General features: G+C 67.3%; 13 protein-coding genes and 3 pseudogenes. 12 read left to right on the plus strand and 4 right to left on the minus strand.

Features of this window, described 5'->3' with window-relative positions; genetic code table 11:
* Positions 1-11 precede the first annotated feature (11 nt).
* The 6 genes from G6N41_RS11495 (at position 12) to regX (ending at position 6,190) form a co-directional block, all read left to right on the plus strand.
* The gene (locus G6N41_RS11495; RefSeq protein WP_198967417.1) at positions 12-1,313 is read left to right on the plus strand and encodes an ROK family transcriptional regulator; all 1,302 of its coding nucleotides are present in this window, start codon (positions 12-14) and stop codon (positions 1,311-1,313) included.
* Between the two features lie 20 nt (positions 1,314-1,333).
* Positions 1,334-2,725 carry a D-inositol-3-phosphate glycosyltransferase gene (gene mshA, locus G6N41_RS11500; protein WP_407663806.1) on the plus strand — a complete coding sequence of 464 codons (1,392 nt, stop codon included), beginning with the start codon at positions 1,334-1,336 and terminating at the stop codon, positions 2,723-2,725.
* Complete coding sequence (locus G6N41_RS11505) at positions 2,722-3,273, plus strand: type III secretion system chaperone family protein (protein WP_012392754.1); 552 nt, start codon at positions 2,722-2,724, stop codon at positions 3,271-3,273. Before mshA ends, G6N41_RS11505 begins: the two co-directional genes overlap by 4 nt.
* 13 nt (positions 3,274-3,286) lie before the next feature.
* A complete protein-coding gene (locus G6N41_RS11510; RefSeq protein WP_198967419.1) occupies positions 3,287-4,042 on the plus strand; it encodes a phosphoglyceromutase in 756 nt (251 codons plus the stop codon).
* Between the two features lie 135 nt (positions 4,043-4,177).
* Positions 4,178-5,404, plus strand: a complete 1,227-nt coding sequence (locus tag G6N41_RS11515; protein WP_198967420.1) for a sensor histidine kinase — start codon at positions 4,178-4,180, stop codon at positions 5,402-5,404.
* 102 nt (positions 5,405-5,506) lie between these two features.
* Complete coding sequence (regX, locus tag G6N41_RS11520) at positions 5,507-6,190, plus strand: two-component sensory transduction protein RegX (RefSeq protein ID WP_198967421.1); 684 nt, start codon at positions 5,507-5,509, stop codon at positions 6,188-6,190.
* Here regX and G6N41_RS11525 read toward each other — a convergent pair.
* The 3 pseudogenes from G6N41_RS11525 to G6N41_RS11535 form a co-directional block, all read right to left on the minus strand.
* Positions 6,153-8,065: pseudogene (locus G6N41_RS11525) on the minus strand (GMC family oxidoreductase N-terminal domain-containing protein). The gene regX and the pseudogene G6N41_RS11525 sit on opposite strands and share 38 nt — an antisense overlap.
* Positions 8,062-8,403 (minus strand): annotated as a pseudogene (locus tag G6N41_RS11530) (hypothetical protein). Before G6N41_RS11530 ends, G6N41_RS11525 begins: the two co-directional pseudogenes overlap by 4 nt.
* A gap of 32 nt (positions 8,404-8,435) precedes the next feature.
* Positions 8,436-9,443 (minus strand): annotated as a pseudogene (locus G6N41_RS11535) (hypothetical protein).
* 63 nt (positions 9,444-9,506) lie between these two features.
* Here G6N41_RS11535 and G6N41_RS11540 point away from each other — a divergent pair.
* Positions 9,507-10,244 (plus strand): FadR/GntR family transcriptional regulator, encoded by a 738-nt coding sequence (locus G6N41_RS11540; RefSeq protein ID WP_198967422.1) that lies wholly within the window; start codon positions 9,507-9,509, stop codon positions 10,242-10,244.
* A 12-nt stretch (positions 10,245-10,256) separates the two neighbouring features.
* Here G6N41_RS11540 and G6N41_RS11545 read toward each other — a convergent pair whose 3' ends face one another.
* Complete coding sequence (locus G6N41_RS11545; protein WP_036457027.1) at positions 10,257-11,051, minus strand: hypothetical protein; 795 nt, start codon at positions 11,049-11,051, stop codon at positions 10,257-10,259.
* A gap of 139 nt (positions 11,052-11,190) precedes the next feature.
* Here G6N41_RS11545 and G6N41_RS11550 point away from each other — a divergent pair, with 139 nt between their 5' ends.
* The 5 genes from G6N41_RS11550 to proC are packed head-to-tail and all read left to right on the plus strand — an operon-like array spanning position 11,191 to position 15,886.
* A complete protein-coding gene (locus tag G6N41_RS11550; protein WP_020731770.1) occupies positions 11,191-12,225 on the plus strand; it encodes a Ppx/GppA phosphatase family protein in 1,035 nt (344 codons plus the stop codon).
* The gene (locus tag G6N41_RS11555) at positions 12,222-13,271 is read left to right on the plus strand and encodes a hypothetical protein (protein ID WP_198967423.1); all 1,050 of its coding nucleotides are present in this window, start codon (positions 12,222-12,224) and stop codon (positions 13,269-13,271) included. Before G6N41_RS11550 ends, G6N41_RS11555 begins: the two co-directional genes overlap by 4 nt.
* Positions 13,272-13,287: 16 nt before the next feature.
* The gene (locus tag G6N41_RS11560) at positions 13,288-14,130 is read left to right on the plus strand and encodes a sugar phosphate isomerase/epimerase family protein (RefSeq protein WP_020731772.1); all 843 of its coding nucleotides are present in this window, start codon (positions 13,288-13,290) and stop codon (positions 14,128-14,130) included.
* A 1-nt stretch (position 14,131) separates the two neighbouring features.
* The gene (locus G6N41_RS11565) at positions 14,132-14,977 is read left to right on the plus strand and encodes a thioesterase family protein (RefSeq protein ID WP_198967424.1); all 846 of its coding nucleotides are present in this window, start codon (positions 14,132-14,134) and stop codon (positions 14,975-14,977) included.
* 36 nt (positions 14,978-15,013) lie between these two features.
* Positions 15,014-15,886 carry a pyrroline-5-carboxylate reductase gene (proC, locus tag G6N41_RS11570; protein WP_172607095.1) on the plus strand — a complete coding sequence of 291 codons (873 nt, stop codon included), beginning with the start codon at positions 15,014-15,016 and terminating at the stop codon, positions 15,884-15,886.
* Positions 15,887-15,934: the final 48 nt, after the last annotated feature.

Here is a 15,934-nt window from a genome sequence, read left to right on the forward strand (position 1 = left end):
CAAGGACGCCTGTGCACTCGACTACCCTCACCGCCCATCATTCTGGTCATAACGGCCAGCCACGTTCCTACCGTCAGGTGGTGGCCCCGTCATTGCACCTCGCGGATTCCGCGGCGGCCTCCGTGTTTCGGGCCGTGCGATTGCGCGGACCGGTTGGCCGCGACGTCATCGCCACCACCACCTCGCTGAGCATCGCGACGGTGAACCGCCAGGTCATCGCGCTACTCGATGCGGGCCTGCTGCGGGAGCGCGCCGACTTGGCGGTTTCGGGGGCCATCGGGCGTCCGCGAGTGCCGGTCGAGGTGAACCACGAGCCGTTCGTGACGCTGGGTCTGCACATCGGTGCGCGTACCACCAGCATCGTGGCCACCGACCTGTTGGGGCGCACCCTCGACACCGTTGAAACCGCGACACCGCGCAGTTCGGCCAGCAGTGCGCTGGCGTCCCTGGCCGACAGTGCGGGCCGGTATCTGCGGCGCTGGCATCGTCGTCGTGCCCTGTGGGTGGGGGTCGCGATCGGTGGCACGGTGGATGACGCCAGCGGCCACGTCGAGCACCAACGACTCGGCTGGCGGCAGGCACCGGTGGGGCCCGCGCTGGCAGACGCCTTGGGGCTTCCGGTCTCGGTGGCATCCCACGTCGACGCGATGGCCGGAGCCGAACTTCTGCTCGGTACCCGGCGCCTCGCGGGGGGGTCATCGACCAGCCTGTATGTCTACGCTCGCGAAACCGTGGGTTATGCGCTGGTGATCGACGGGCGGGTGCACTGTCCGGCCAGCGGCCCGGGCACGATCGCGGGTTTGCCGGCCCACTCCGAACTGCTCGGCGGTACCGGCCAGCTCGAGTCGACGGTGAGCGACGAGGCGGTGCTGGCCGCTGCCCGCCGTCTGCGCATCATCGCGGCCACCCCGCAGGCCCGTACGAACGGCTCGGTCACCGCGATGACCGACTTGCTGCGCGTGGCGCGGGCGGGAAATCAACAGGCCAGGGAGCTGCTCGCGGAGCGGGCTCGAGTGCTCGGCGAGACGGTTGCGTTGCTGCGCGACGTGCTCAACCCCGATGAACTCGTGGTGGGTGGCCAGGCATTCACCGAGTACCCGGAGGGGATGCGCCAGGTGGAAGAGGCGTTCACCGCTCGATCGGTGCTGGCCCCGCGCGACATCCGCGTCACGTCATTCGGAAACCGGGTGCAGGAAGCGGGAGCGGGCATTGTGTCCCTAGGCGGGCTGTATGCCGATCCGCGCGGGGCGATGCGTCGTTCTGGGGCACTGAACACCCGGCTGCGGCAGGCCGAACCCGAAGCCTCGGCGTAGGAGGGCCTGACGTGCGCCCCATGCGTGCGGGGGCCGGTTCCGCGGGCGAGTCCTGTAAAGATGATGGTGTGCGGCCCGATGATGTCTCCCGGCTAACCGCCGACGCCGTCGTGCGCAGGATTGCCCTGCTGGCTGTGCACACCTCGCCGCTGGCGCAGCCGGGCGCCGGTGACGCCGGGGGCATGAACGTCTACGTGCTGCAAAGTGCGCTACACCTGGCCAAGCGGGGGATCGAGGTCGAGATTTTCACCCGGGCCACCGCTTCGGCGGACCCGCCGGTCGTGCGGGTGGCGCCCGGTGTGCTGGTGCGCAATGTGGTGGCGGGACCATTCGAGGGTCTGGACAAATACGACCTGCCCACCCAGTTGTGTGCGTTCGCGGCCGGGGTGCTGCGCGCGGAAGCCGCCCACGAACCCGGGCACTACGACATCGTGCACTCGCACTATTGGCTGTCCGGCCAGGTCGGCTGGCTGGCCCGCGACCGCTGGGCGGTCCCTTTGGTGCATACCGCCCATACGCTGGCGGCGGTGAAGAACGCGGCGCTGGCCAACGGTGATGCACCGGAGCCGCCGCTGCGCACCGTTGGCGAGCAGCAGGTGGTCGACGAGGCTGATCGGCTCATCGTCAACACCGACGATGAGGCCAAGCAATTGATCTCGATTCACCGTGCGGATCCGGCCCGGATCGACGTCGTGCATCCCGGTGTCGACCTGGAGGTGTTCCGCCCCGGCGACCGTCAGCAGGCGCGAACCGCGCTGGGGCTACGGCCCGAGGAGAAGGTGGTGGCCTTCGTCGGGCGGATCCAGCCGCTGAAGGCGCCCGACATCGTGCTGCGTGCTGTGGCCAAACTGCCCGGGGTGCGGATCATCGTTGCCGGGGGCCCCTCGGGCAGTGGACTGGCATCCCCGGACGGTTTGGCTCAACTCGCCGACGAACTCGGCATCGCCGAGCGGGTGACATTCCTGCCGCCGCAGTCCCGCACGGATTTGGCTCGCGTGTTCCACGCTGTTGATCTGGTCGCGATACCGAGCTATTCCGAGTCGTTTGGCCTGGTCGCTGTGGAGGCCCAGGCGTGCGGAACGCCGGTGGTGGCGGCCGCGGTCGGCGGGTTGCCGGTGGCGGTTCGTGACGGGGTCAGCGGGACTCTGGTCTCCGGACATGACGTCGACCAATGGGCGGCGGCGATCGACGGGCTGCTGCGAAGCAATGCCGGCGCGCAGGGCGCGCTGATGAGTCGGGCTGGGGCCGAGCATGCGGCCACGTTCTCTTGGGAGAACACCACAGACGCGCTGCTGGCCAGTTACCGCCGCGCGATCGGCGACTTCACCGCCGGGCGCCGCCGCAAGGTTCGCGACCCGGTGGTGGCTCGCAAACCGCGTCGCTGGACGGCTCGGCGCGGAGTCGGCGCGTGACCCCCACCACGCCGCAGAGCCAGTCCGTGCAAGCGGTGATCGAGGACACGCTTAAGGTCAACGAGCTGAGCTACACCCGACATCAGGGCGCCCACGGCGGGCTGGCCGGCCTGATCGTCGAACTGCCGGGGGAACGCAAGCTCAAGACCAACACCATCCTGAGCATCGGTGAGCACTCGGTACGCGTGGAGGCTTTCGTCTGTCGAAAGCCGGACGAAAACCATGAAGGTGTCTACCGGTTCTTACTCAAACGCAACCGCCGCCTTTACGGGGTGGCATACACGCTGGACAACGTCGGCGATATCTACCTGGTTGGGCGCATGTCCTTGGCCTCCGTCGACGCCGACGAGATCGACCGAGTGCTCGGGCAGGTGCTCGAGGCGGTGGACTCGGATTTCAACACGTTGCTGGAGTTGGGTTTTCGGTCTTCGATTCAAAAAGAATGGGAATGGCGGATTTCCCGGGGCGAGTCGTTGAAGAACCTGGAGGCGTTCGCGCATCTGATCGACGACGAGGATGACCGAGAGGACCGGGCTCCGGCGACGTGAGAGACTTGCCGGCATGGGAGACACCGGGACGTTGGTGCTGCTTCGCCATGGCGAAAGCGACTGGAACGCTCGCAACCTGTTCACCGGCTGGGTCGACGTCGGCCTGACCGAGAAGGGCCGGGCCGAGGCGGTACGAAGCGGCGAATTGCTGGCCGAACAGGATCTGCTGCCCGATGTGCTCTACACCTCGCTGTTGCGGCGCGCGATCACCACTGCGCATCTGGCGCTGGACAGCGCCGACCGGCTGTGGATTCCGGTGCGCCGCAGCTGGCGGCTCAACGAACGTCACTACGGGGCGCTACAGGGGCTGGACAAGGCCGAGACCAAGGCCCGCTACGGCGAAGAGCAGTTCATGGCCTGGCGGCGCAGCTATGACACTCCACCGCCACTAATCGAGAAGGGCAGTGAGTTCAGCCAGGACGCTGACCCCCGCTACGCCAACATCGACGGCGGGCCGCTGACCGAATGCCTGGCTGACGTGGTGGCCCGGTTTCTGCCCTACTTCACCGACGTCATCGTCGGTGACCTGCGGGCCGGCAAGACGGTGTTGATCGTCGCGCACGGCAACTCGCTGCGCGCGTTGGTCAAGCATCTGGACCATATGTCCGATGAGGACATCGTCGGACTCAACATCCCGACGGGCATTCCGCTGCGCTACGACCTGGACGAACGGCTGCAACCGTTGGTGCCCGGGGGTACCTATCTGGACCCGGAGGCGGCCGCGGCGGGGGCTGCCGCGGTGGCGAGTCAAGGCGCGGCAAAAGCCTGATTTCTGGCGCCGATAGGGCCAGTCGCTAAACAATGCGTGAACGGCAGCAGAACACATGCGGCCGAGGATGTGACTTGTCCTGATTTGGCCGCGCAGCGCTAGGGCTGCGTTCACCAGATTTGTAGGATTTTGTTTGTGACTGTGTTCTCGGCACTGTTGCTGGCCGGGGTCTTGTCCGCGCTGGCGCTGGCCGCAGGTGTCGCGGTCGGGGCCCGGCTGTCACAGCGGCTGGTGCGGCGCCGCCAACAAGCGTCCACCGAGTGGACTGGCATCACCGTCGCGCAGATGCTGCAACGCATCGTCGCGCTGATGCCGATGGGTGTCGCGGTGGTCGATAGCCATCGGGACGTCGTCTACCTCAACGACCGTGCCAAAGAGCTGGGCCTGGTGCGGGACCGGCAGCTCGACGACCAGGCGTGGGAGGCCGCACAGCAGGCGTTGCGGGGCAGCGACGTCGAGTTCGATCTGTCACCTGGAAAGCGTCCGGGCGGCCGGTCCGGACTATCGGTGCACGGGCAAGCCCGGTTGCTCAGCGAGGAAGACCGGCGCTTCACCGTGGTCTTCGCTTACGACCAGTCTGACTATGCCCGCATGGAGGCAACCAGACGTGAGTTCGTGGCCAACGTCAGCCACGAACTCAAGACCCCGGTCGGTGCGATGGCCCTGCTCGCCGAGGCCCTGCTGGCATCTGCCGATGACTCCGACACGGTTCGGCGGTTCGCCGAGAAGGTGCTGATCGAAGCCAATCGGCTGGGCGACATGGTCGCGGAATTGATCGAACTATCGCGCCTGCAGGGGGCCGAGCGGTTACACAACGTCACCGACGTTGACGTCGACACCATTGTCTCGGAGGCGATTTCTCGCCACAAGGTGGCCGCCGACAACGCCGAGATCGAGGTGCGCACCGATTCGTCTTCCGGGCTGCATGTGCTGGGGGACCAGACCCTGCTGGTGACCGCGTTGGCCAATCTGGTCTCCAACGCAATCGCCTACTCGTCACCGGGCTCACCGGTGTCGATCAGCCGCCGTAAGCGCGGCGACAACGTCGAGATCGCCGTCACCGACCGGGGTATCGGGATCGCGCTGGAAGACCAGGAGCGAGTCTTCGAGCGGTTCTTCCGGGGCGACAAGGCTCGTTCGCGGGCTACTGGTGGGAGCGGACTGGGGCTAGCCATCGTCAAGCACGTCGCCGCCAACCACAACGGCAGCATCGGCGTGTGGAGCAAGCCGGGAACGGGGTCCACGTTCACCCTGTCCATCCCTGCCAGTTCGGCGCCCGACGACAGCGATCAACCTGACCAGCCGCGGGCCCGCGACGCGCGGCCCAATCGGTCACAACGAGAGGAAGAGCTAAGTCGATGACCCGCGCTAATGACCATGCAGAGCGAAGCGATGAAGAGGAGTGGCGCCGATGACCCGCGCTTACGACGATGCAGAGCGAAGCGATGAAGAGGAGTGGCGCCGATGACTAGCGTGCTGATCGTTGAGGACGAGGAGTCATTGGCCGATCCGCTTGCGTTTCTGCTGCGCAAGGAGGGCTTTGAAGCCACCGTGGTCACCGATGGCCCGGCCGCGCTGGCGGAGTTCGATCGCTCGGGTGCTGACATCGTGCTGCTCGACTTGATGCTGCCGGGCATGTCGGGCACCGACGTGTGCAAGCAGCTGCGTGCCGGCTCCAGCGTGCCGGTCATCATGGTGACCGCCCGCGACAGCGAGATCGACAAGGTGGTTGGTCTCGAGTTGGGCGCCGACGACTATGTGACCAAGCCGTATTCGGCGCGCGAACTGATCGCCCGAATCCGGGCGGTGCTGCGCCGGGGCGGCGACGACGATTCCGAAGTCAGCGATGGCGTGCTGGAGTCCGGACCGGTGCGCATGGACGTCGAGCGCCATGTGGTGTCGGTGAACGGTGACGCGATCACATTGCCGCTCAAGGAATTTGATCTCCTGGAATACCTGATGCGCAATAGTGGGCGGGTGCTGACCCGCGGCCAGCTGATCGACCGGGTCTGGGGCGCGGACTACGTTGGCGACACCAAGACGCTCGATGTCCACGTCAAGCGCTTGCGCTCCAAGATCGAAGCGGACCCGGCCAATCCGGTGCATCTGGTCACGGTGCGGGGCCTGGGCTACAAGCTGGAGGGCTGATATAGATCGAGCCCGAGCGGTCGGCGACCACCTCGTCGGCGACCGCCAGCGCCAGCGCCATGATCGATATCTGCGGGTTCACCTCCGGGCAGCTGGGCAGGATCGACGCGTCGGCGACCCATACTCCGTGGACCCCGCGCAGCCGGCCGGTTGCGTCGACGGGGCAGATTTGCGCGTCGGCGCCGGCGGCGGCGGTTCCGGTCGGGTGGAAGGCGGCCAGGTGCAGATTTCTCGGGTCGCTGCGCTGCAGCGCATCCTGAAGTGCTGCCGGTGATGTCACCGTGGGGGCACCGGGCAGTCCGGTGAGCACCTCGACCGCACCCGCGGCAAAGAGCAGCCGGCCGATGGCTTGTACCGCCACCCGTAGTTTGGCGATGTCGTCCGGGGCCGCTTGATAGTGCACAACGGTTTCGCCGCGTACCGACCGCACCGAACCGGCACCACGATCGGCGACCATCGCACCGAAAGTCGCGACCTGAAGCGCCCGATCCAGCCAGTCGAGCAGCTCGGTGCCGTAGCCGGGAAAACCATCGAACCCATCCCCGGTGGTGTGGCGGTCGCTTCGATCAGGACGCCGTCTGACTCGTGGAACTCGTGGACCGCCGCGCTCTGCAGGACGCCGCGCCAAGCGTAGACATCGTCGTCGAAGCGGCCGGCCAGCATGGTGGCCGGATGCAGCGCGAGGTTGCGGCCGAGTCGAGGGTGGCTGCCAAGGCCGCTGCGTCGCAACAGCGTCGGTGTTTCGGTGGCCCCGGCGGCGATGATGACGATGTCGGCGAGCACGTCGATCGCGGTGCCGTCCGGGCGGCGGGCGCGCACGCCGCGGGCCCGTTCCCCCTGATGCAGCACCCGCTGTACCCGCGCGTCGGAGATGATCCGGGCGCCGGCCGCGCAGGCCTGGGGAAGTGCGTTGAGATGCACGCCGAACTTGGCGTTGCTGGGGCAACCGATCGCGCATTGGCAACAGCCGGCGCATCCCGGAGCATTGCGGGGGATAGGTGCGGCCTGCCAGCCCAGCGATGCGGCGGCATCCAGTAGCAGGTTTCCGTTGCGGCCCATGATGTCGCGCGGCGCGGGTGCGACCTGCAAGGTGTGTTCCACGTCGTCGAGGCGGCCGGCCAGTCGGTTCGGATCGGCCAGATCGAGCCCGAACTCATCGCGCCAGCGTTGTTGCACGGCCAACGGCGGCCGGAAACAGGTGCCCGAGTTGACTACGGTGGTGCCACCGACCGCTCGGCCCATCGGCAGTATTACGGCCGGACGTCCCAGCGCGATGGTGGTCCCGCCGCCGCGATACAGGCCGGCGTAGCGGTCTATCGGGTGGGTGGTGCGGAACTCCCGCACCGTCCAGCGGCGGCCCTCCTCCAGCACGACGGTGCGCAAGCCGGCACGGGCCAGGGTGCGGGCCGTCATGGCGCCACCGGCGCCGGACCCGACGATCACCACGTCGGCGGTGACCACCGAAGGGCTATCCGGGGAAGCGGTGATGTCCAGCGCCGCATCGGAACGCGCGGCGTCGTGTGCCTGGGCGCGGGCAAGCAAGTCCGGTGCGTAGGTGTCGGCACCGTTGGCCAGCAGCGCGACCGCTTTGAGCCCTTCCAGCGCGGCGCTGGTGTCGGGATTGATCGCCGCGACTCGGCGCAACACCTGTTCGCGTTGGGCGGGTTCAAGCCGGGCCAGGGATCGGCCGGTGGTCAGGTAGCTCGCGGCCGCCAGCGACACCAGCCCGGCGCGCACGGCCAGCCGTGAGGTGGTCGGCAGCTGCGACAGGTACCGGTCGACGCGCTCGGCGAATTCGGCCGACGTCGGGCCACCGCGTTCCTCGGGCAACAACGCGGCGCCGAACGAGGCCAGTGCGGCCTGGGTGCGGCTCATATCCGGGTTGCCAGCCGGCTACCGAGCCGTCGGCCGAGCTTGATGAAGAACGGATACGTCGCGAAGATGCCTCCGGCCGCCGCGTGTAGCGGCCACTGTGCCTGGTCGGTATCCACGTTGAACACCCCGCTGTTCCACATGAAGTCGCGGCCGTTGCGGGCGCGGAACGGCCGTCACAGCAAGCCCAGCCCGGGCACGTTGTTGTACAGACCGAACGAACCCGCGAAGAAGACCCCGAGGGCGGCGGCTTCGGCGAGGTCGCGGCGGTCTTCGTCGAGGTGGCGCTCGATGAGCACTCCGCAGGCGAACAACAGCGGTGGGTCCAGCAGAAAACTCATCGGTACGTCCTTTCATTCATGTTCATCGGCGTTCATCGACGTTCATTGACGGCCGGCGCCTTGGCATCGCGGGTATCGCGCAGGCCGACTTCGGCGTGCCCGGTTCCCAACACCGAACAGCTGCGTTCGATGACCCGGTTGCCGCCCCGGGTGCGGCTGATTTCGACGTGGACGTCGGCCCGTTCGGTGTTGGTGCACACCGCTTTTCCCCCATCGGGATCGGTGTATTGCAGGCTCACGCACCTCTCGGCCGGTTAGTCGACCCGGATCAGCACGTCACGGCCATCGATGCGGCCCTCCAGCTGCCAATGTGCAATGCCGAGGGTGGTGCGCATCCGCAGGGACGGCAACGGGCTTGCGGGCCAATCTTTTCCATCGATGCGGAAGCGGACGAACGCCAACGGTGCGAGCCGGCGCAGTCCGGGTTTGTGCGACACCGCGGTGACGACCTCCAGCACGTCACCGTGACCGAGGTCGGCGTGGATCCATCCCCAGCGTTTGGCGTTGCCGTGCCCGTAGATGTGGGCGACCCCGCCGCGCCAGCCGCCGATCGGGTGGCTGGTATCGCCCACCGTCAGCGAGCCGCTGAATTCAGCGGTGGGGGCGAGCACCACCTGGGCGCCTGGCAACAACTCGCGCTCCCATGCGACCCGCGGGAACGTCCACAGCGGCGCGGCGGCGTCCTTCCATGACAAGTCCCAACTCAGTGAACCCGCTCGGCCGGTGAGCGATTCGTGAGCCGCCCGCGCGCCTGCCGCCTCGAACCAGGCGGCTCCCGTCGCCGGCCCGACCGGCGCGGGGCCGAAACGTCCGGTGCGGGGCGGGCCGTCCGGCGGGAACCACGTTGCCCATCCGTGCGCGTAGGGCGCGTCACCGGTGGTGGGTGCCACGGTTTCGTAGTGGACCCATAGTCCGGCCTGGGTTGAGGGATCCGACAGGGTCGCATACCAGACTTCCAGGCGCCCTGGTTTGCCCTGCCAGCGCGGGGCTACCGCCGATCGCATTTCCTCGTCTACCCGCTTCACCTCCGGTGTTGCCATGCGGCGCGACACGCTCTTGGTTGTGGTTGTGCCGTCGGTCCATCCACTATATTGGTTGAGCCAATGAATCAGTCAAGTATTTTGCAGCCGCCGGATCGTCAACGGGTCGACGAGCAGATCGCCACCTCGATCGCCGACGCGATCCTCGACGGCGTTTTTCCGCCTGGCTCCGCGCTGCCGCCCGAGCGGGAGCTGGCCGAGCGGCTCGGCGTCAACCGGACGTCGCTGCGCCAGGGTTTGGCCAGGTTGCAGCAGATGGGCCTGATCCAAACCCGGCAGGGGAGTGGCAACGTAGTGCGCGACCCGCAGAGCCTTACCCATCCCGCGGTGGTCGAGGCGCTGGTGCGCAAGCTCGGTCCCGACTTCCTGGTCGAAGTGCTTGAAATTCGGGCGGCTCTGGGGCCGCTGATCGGCCGCCTGGCTGCCGAACGGAACAGCTCTGAGGACGCTGAGGCGCTACGCGCTGCGCTGGCGGCGGTGGCCGACGCCGACACTGCGCCGGCGCGCCAGGCCGCCGATCTCGCCTATTTTCGGGTACTCATCCACGGCATCCGCAACCGCGCTTTGGGTTTGCTGTATCGCTGGGTCGAGCAGGCCTTCGGTGGCCGCGAGCACGAGCTGAACGGCGCCTATGAGGATGCGGACCTGGTGATCGCCGATCTGGCGGCCATCAATGACGCTGTGCTGGCGGGTGACCCTGAGACGGCCGCCGCGGCGGTTGAGGGATACCTGAACGCGAGCGCATTGCGCATGATCATGTGCTACCGCGGCGCCTATGCCGGCGAGGAGCCCGGGCGGTAGCGTCGCGCGCCGTTACTCGGCCGCCCGCGTCGCCGGATGTACGGCGACCAGACCCAGTTGGCTTCGGCGTTTGCACACGGCGGCCAGTTCGGCGTACGCCTTGGCGCCGAGCAATTCGGTGAGCTCATCGGCCAGGCTCTCCCACACCTGCTTGCTTCCGACATGGGCGGCCGGATCGCCGGTGCAATACCAGTGCAGGTCGGCGCCGCCGGAGCCCCAGCCGCGTCGGTCGTATTCGGTGAGTGTGGTTTTGAGGATTTCGGAGCCGTCTGGCCGGGTCACCCATTCCTGGCTGCGCCGGATCGGCAATTGCCAGCAGACATCGGGTTTCATGGTCAGCGGAGCAACACCGAGTTTGAGGGCTTTGCTGTGCAGCGCACAGCCGGTGCCGCCGGCAAATCCGGGACGGTTCAAGAAGATGCAGGCGTCCTTGTGCTTGCGGGTGCGGTACTGAGGCTGGTCATCGTGCTCATCGAGCTCCAGGTAGCCCTTGCGGCCCAGGCCTTTGTCCCGATATTGCCAATCGTCGTCGGTCAGCTTCTTGACCGCGTCATCCAACCGGGCGCGGTCGTCATCGTCGGACAGGAATGCGCCGTGTGAACAACATCCGTCGTGCGGCCGGCCGGCCACGGTGCCCTGGCAGGCCGGGGTGCCGAAGACACAGCTCCAGTGCGACAGCAACCAGGTTAGGTCGGCCGCGATCAGATGCTCGGGATTGTCGGGGTCGTAGAATTCCACCCACTCGCGGGGGAAATCGAGTTTGACCTCTTGTCCCGGCTGCACCGTCTTCAGGCACGAGTTTGCCACGGTTACAACGTTAGTCCACAGTTATGCTTCGCGGCGCTGCTGCGGTTGCGCGCGCGTCGGCGAGCTTGCCGGCCGGTATTGCCGGGCAACTCAGCGGGTCGCACGGCGGGCCGCATTGCCGCACGACTAGGTTGATTTCGTGCGATTGGGCGTGCTCGACGTGGGCAGCAACACGGTCCACCTACTGGTGGTTGATGCTCACCGTGGTGGCCATCCGACCCCGATGAGTTCGACGAAGGCGACTTTGCGGCTGGCCGAGGCCACCGATAGCTCGGGCAACATCACCAAGCGCGGCGCCGACAAGCTGGTGTCCACGATCGACGAGTTCGCCAAGATCGCCGCCAGCTCGGGCTGCGCGGAGCTGATGGCCTTCGCGACATCTGCGGTCCGAGAGGCGGAGAACTCCGATGACGTGTTGTCGCGGGTGCGCAACGAAACCGATGTCGAATTGCAGGTTCTCAGCGGTGTCGACGAGTCGCGACTAACCTTCCTGGCGGTGCGCCGCTGGTTCGGCTGGAGCGCGGGGCGCATCATCAACCTCGACATCGGCGGCGGCTCGCTGGAGTTGTCCAGCGGCGTGGACGAAGAGCCCGAGGTGGCGCTGTCGCTCCCGCTAGGCGCGGGACGGTTGACGCGGGAATGGCTGCCCGACGATCCGCCCGGCCGGCGCCGGGTGGCGATGCTTCGGGATTGGCTGGATGCTGAGTTATCGGATGCCGGCGTGACGATGCTGGACGCGGGCATCCCGGACCTCGCGGTGGCTACGTCCAAGACATTTCGCTCGCTGGCGCGACTCACCGGCGCAGCGCCGTCGGCCGCCGGACCACGGGTGAAGAGGACCCTGACGGCCAATGGCCTCAGACAACTCATATCTTTCATCTCTAGGATGACCACCGCTGACCGTGCAGAACTGGAAGGAGTCAGCGCCGAGCGGGCGCCGCAAATCGTGGCGGGGGCTCTGGTGGCGGAGGCAAGCATGCGAGCGCTCTCGATAGAAGCGTTGGATATCTGCCCGTGGGCGCTACGAGAAGGTGTTATTTTGCGCCGACTCGACAGTGAGGCCGATGGAACCGCCTTCATGGAAACTTCGCCGGTGTTGACTTCGGTGCGCGATGCTAGAGGTCAGGTAGTAGATCGGAACGCTGCAGGCCGATCGAGAGGCAACAAACCATGACTGGACCACACTCCGAGACGGAGGACACCAAGCAGATCTCGGTGGCCGAACTGCTGGCCCGCAATGGCAACGTCGGTGCCCCGGCGGTCACCCGGCGCCGCCGCCGCCGCGGTGACACCGACTCGATCACGGTCGCCGAGCTCACTGGTGAAATTCCGATCATCCGGGACGATCATCACGATGAGCGAAGCGCGCCCAGTGCGCCCGCCGAAACCACCGAGACTGTCGCACCGACAAGCCAAGCCACGCCCGGCAACGGCCGAGTCGAGGTCGACGAGCCTGCACCCGCATCGCGCGTGCAGCCCGAATCGGTCGTAGCACCGGCCGAAGCCGCCGAGGAATCGGCGGCCGGCCAGGCCGGCAGGGGGGCGTATTGGTCGGAGCCCGAGCCGCGCTGGCCGAAATCGGAGCCGATCACCCGGACCACGGCGGGTCCTGAGCGCAGTGAGTACCCCAGACCCCTGCGCCACACCGGGGATGGCGATGCCGCGGGGCAAGGGCCCGGGGCTGAGGACATGAGCCCCGACCCGGTGGGCCATTACGGCGATACATCGGTGGATGTCTCCGACTCCGAAGCGGAAGCCGAGGTCGAGGATTCCGCCTACGTGCGTTCTTTTCTGCAGGCGTCGGAGGGGATCTCCGATCAGGCTCTCTATGGCGGGCAGTCCCTGGCCGATGAGGTGGCGCGGCGGCGCGGGGAGTCGTTCCCGTCGACGTTCGACGAGGAAGAGGAAGAGGCCGAAGCCGACGAGGAACAGGGCGCGCGCCCGTTGTCGGGCAAGCTCGCGGCTCTGTGGCGCGGCACGCTGGTAGTGCTGCAGTCGATCTTGGCCGTGGTGTTCGGTGCGGGTCTGTTCATCGCGTTTGACCAGCTGTGGCGCTGGAACAGCATCGTCGCGCTGGTGCTCTCGGTACTGGTCATCCTCGGCCTGGTGGTCGGGGTTCGGGTGGTTCGCAAGACGGAGGACATCGGAAGCACATTGATAGCGGTTGCCGTGGGTGCGTTGATCACCCTGGGTCCGTTGGCCTTGTTGCAATCGGGCTAGGCGGCCCCCACTCACAGTGCGCCCAGCAATCAAAGTCGGTCTGTCGACGGCCTCGGTGTACCCCTTGCGGGCCGAGGCCGCGTTCGAGTATGCCGCCAGGCTCGGTTACGACGGCGTGGAGCTGATGGTCTGGAGCGAGTCGATCAGCCAGGACATCGATGCCGTCCGAAAGCTGTCCCGGCGCTACCGCGTTCCGGTGCTGTCCGTGCATGCCCCGTGTCTGCTGATTTCGCAGCGGGTGTGGGGGGCCAACCCGATCGTGAAGCTGGACCGCAGCGTTCGGGCTGCCGAAGAGCTGGGCGCGCAGACCGTCGTCGTGCATCCGCCCTTCCGCTGGCAACGGCGCTACGCCGAGGGATTCAGCGACCAGGTTGCGGCCTTGGAAGCGTCCAGCGACGTGGTGGTGGCCGTCGAGAACATGTTTCCGTTCCGGGCGGACCGGTTCTTCGGGGCCGGCCAGTCACGAGAACGGATGCGCAAGCGCGGTGGTGGCCCGGGTGCGGCGATTTCGGCGTTCGCGCCGTCCTATGACCCGCTGGACGGCGATCACGCGCATTACACGCTGGACCTCTCGCACACCTCGACAGCCGGAACCGACGCGCTGAGCATGGCCCGGCGGATGGGCCCGGGTCTGATGCATCTGCACCTGTGCGACGGCAGCGGGCTGCCCGCCGACGAGCACCTGGTTCCTGGCCGCGGAACGGAGCCCACCGCCGAGGTATGCCAGATGCTGGCCGGTGGGGGCTTCGCCGGGCAGGTGGTCTTGGAGGTATCCACCTCCTCAGCCCGTTCGGCGGCGGAGCGCGAAGCGATGCTGTCGGAGTCCTTGCAGTTTGCCCGTACCCACCTGATGCGGTGATATGAACGCGTTATTCACGACGGCGATGGCGCTGCGCGAGGTCGAAGCACCCGCGGGCGGCCAATGCCGGATATTCGACGGTGAGCTCGACGAGCACTGGACCATCGGCCCCAAGGTGCATGGCGGCGTGATGCTGGCCTTGTGCGCCAAGGCGGCGCGCGCCGCCCATGGCGGTGACGCACTGCAACCGGTCGCGGTGTCGACCAACTTCCTGTGGGCCCCCGATCCGGGGCCGATGCGACTGGTGACATCGATCCGCAAGCGTGGCCGCCGGATCAGCGTGGTCGACGTGGAGTTCATGCAGGGCGAGCGCACCGCGGTGCACGCCGTCGTCACGCTGGGTGAACCCGAGCATTACGAGTCCGGCCCGGCCACACCGCTGCTATCGGCCAACCCGGTGCTGGAAATGATGGCCCCCGAACCGCCAGACGATGCCACACCGATCGGCCCCGGTCATGCGCTGGCCGGTCTGGCCCACCTGGGTGCCGGCTGCGATGTGCGGCCCCTGGCATCGACGCTGCAGACCCCGGCGAGCGGGTGGGGCGGACGGGCGCCGACCTTTCAGATGTGGGCCCGGCCACGTGGCGTCGCCCCGGACGCACTGTTCGCCCTCATGTGCGGCGATCTGTCGGTCCCGGTCACCTTTGCCGTCGGACGCACCGGTTGGGCGCCCACCGTCCAGCTGACCGCCATCCTGCGCGCCCTGCCCACCGATGGGTGGCTGCGGATCGTCGCCACCTGCGTTGAGATCGGGCAGGGCTGGTTCGACGAGGACCACGTCGTCGTCGATCAGGCGGGCCGCATCGTGGTGCAGACGCGCCAGCTGGCGATGGTGCTTGCCCGGTAGCGGCGCCACTGCGGACCGTCTGCGATGCTGTCGGGCATGCCAAGAATCGCGATCATCGGCGGCGGCAGCATCGGTGAAGCATTGTTGTCCGGACTGTTGCGGGCCGGGCGGCAAGTCAAAGATCTGGTGGTGGCTGAGCGGGTACCAGAGCGCGCCAAATACCTGGCCAGTACCTATTCGGTATTGGTGACCTCGGCCAAGGATGCGGCGGAGAGCGCGTCGCTGGTCGTCGTCGCGGTCAAGCCCGGCGACGTCGACTCGGTGATGGGCGACCTGAGCGCGGTGGTGGCCGCGGCCGAAAGCTACAGCGGCGAGCAGGTGTTCGTCACCGTCGCGGCAGGGGTCACCACCTCATATTTCGAATCCAAGTTGCCCGCGGGCACCCCGGTGGTTCGAGCGATGCCAAACGCGGCCGCACTGGTGAGTGCGGGGGTTACCGCGCTGGCCAAAGGCCGCTTCGTCACGCCCGAACAGCTCGAGGAAGTCTCAGCCCTGTTCGATTCGGTCGGCGTCGTGCTCACCGTTCCCGAGCAGCAACTTGATGCTGTGACCGCGTTGTCGGGGTCCGGGCCGGCATATTTCCTGCTGATGGTCGAGGCCTTGGTGGACGCGGGTGTGGCGGCGGGCTTGAGTCGGCAGGTGGCAACCGACCTGACGGCCCAGACGATGGCCGGTTCGGCGGCGATGCTGCTGGAGCGGATGGATCAAGACCGACGCGGCGCTGCCGAGCCGTTGGGTTTGCGGGTGGACACCTCGCCGGCGCAGCTGCGGGCGTCGGTCACCTCACCCGGCGGGACGACCGCCGCTGCGCTGCGCGAACTCGAGCGCGAAGGGTTCCGGGGGGCCGTCGATGCCGCCGTGCAGGCCGCCAAAAGCCGCTCTGAGCAGCTAAGAATTACATCGGAATAATTCAAAAAATTTGAACTGATTGTCCCCCACCAGTACCAGTAACCCCAC

Source organism: Mycobacterium shottsii (assembly GCF_010728525.1).
Taxonomy (GTDB): Bacteria; Actinomycetota; Actinomycetes; order Mycobacteriales; family Mycobacteriaceae; genus Mycobacterium; species Mycobacterium marinum.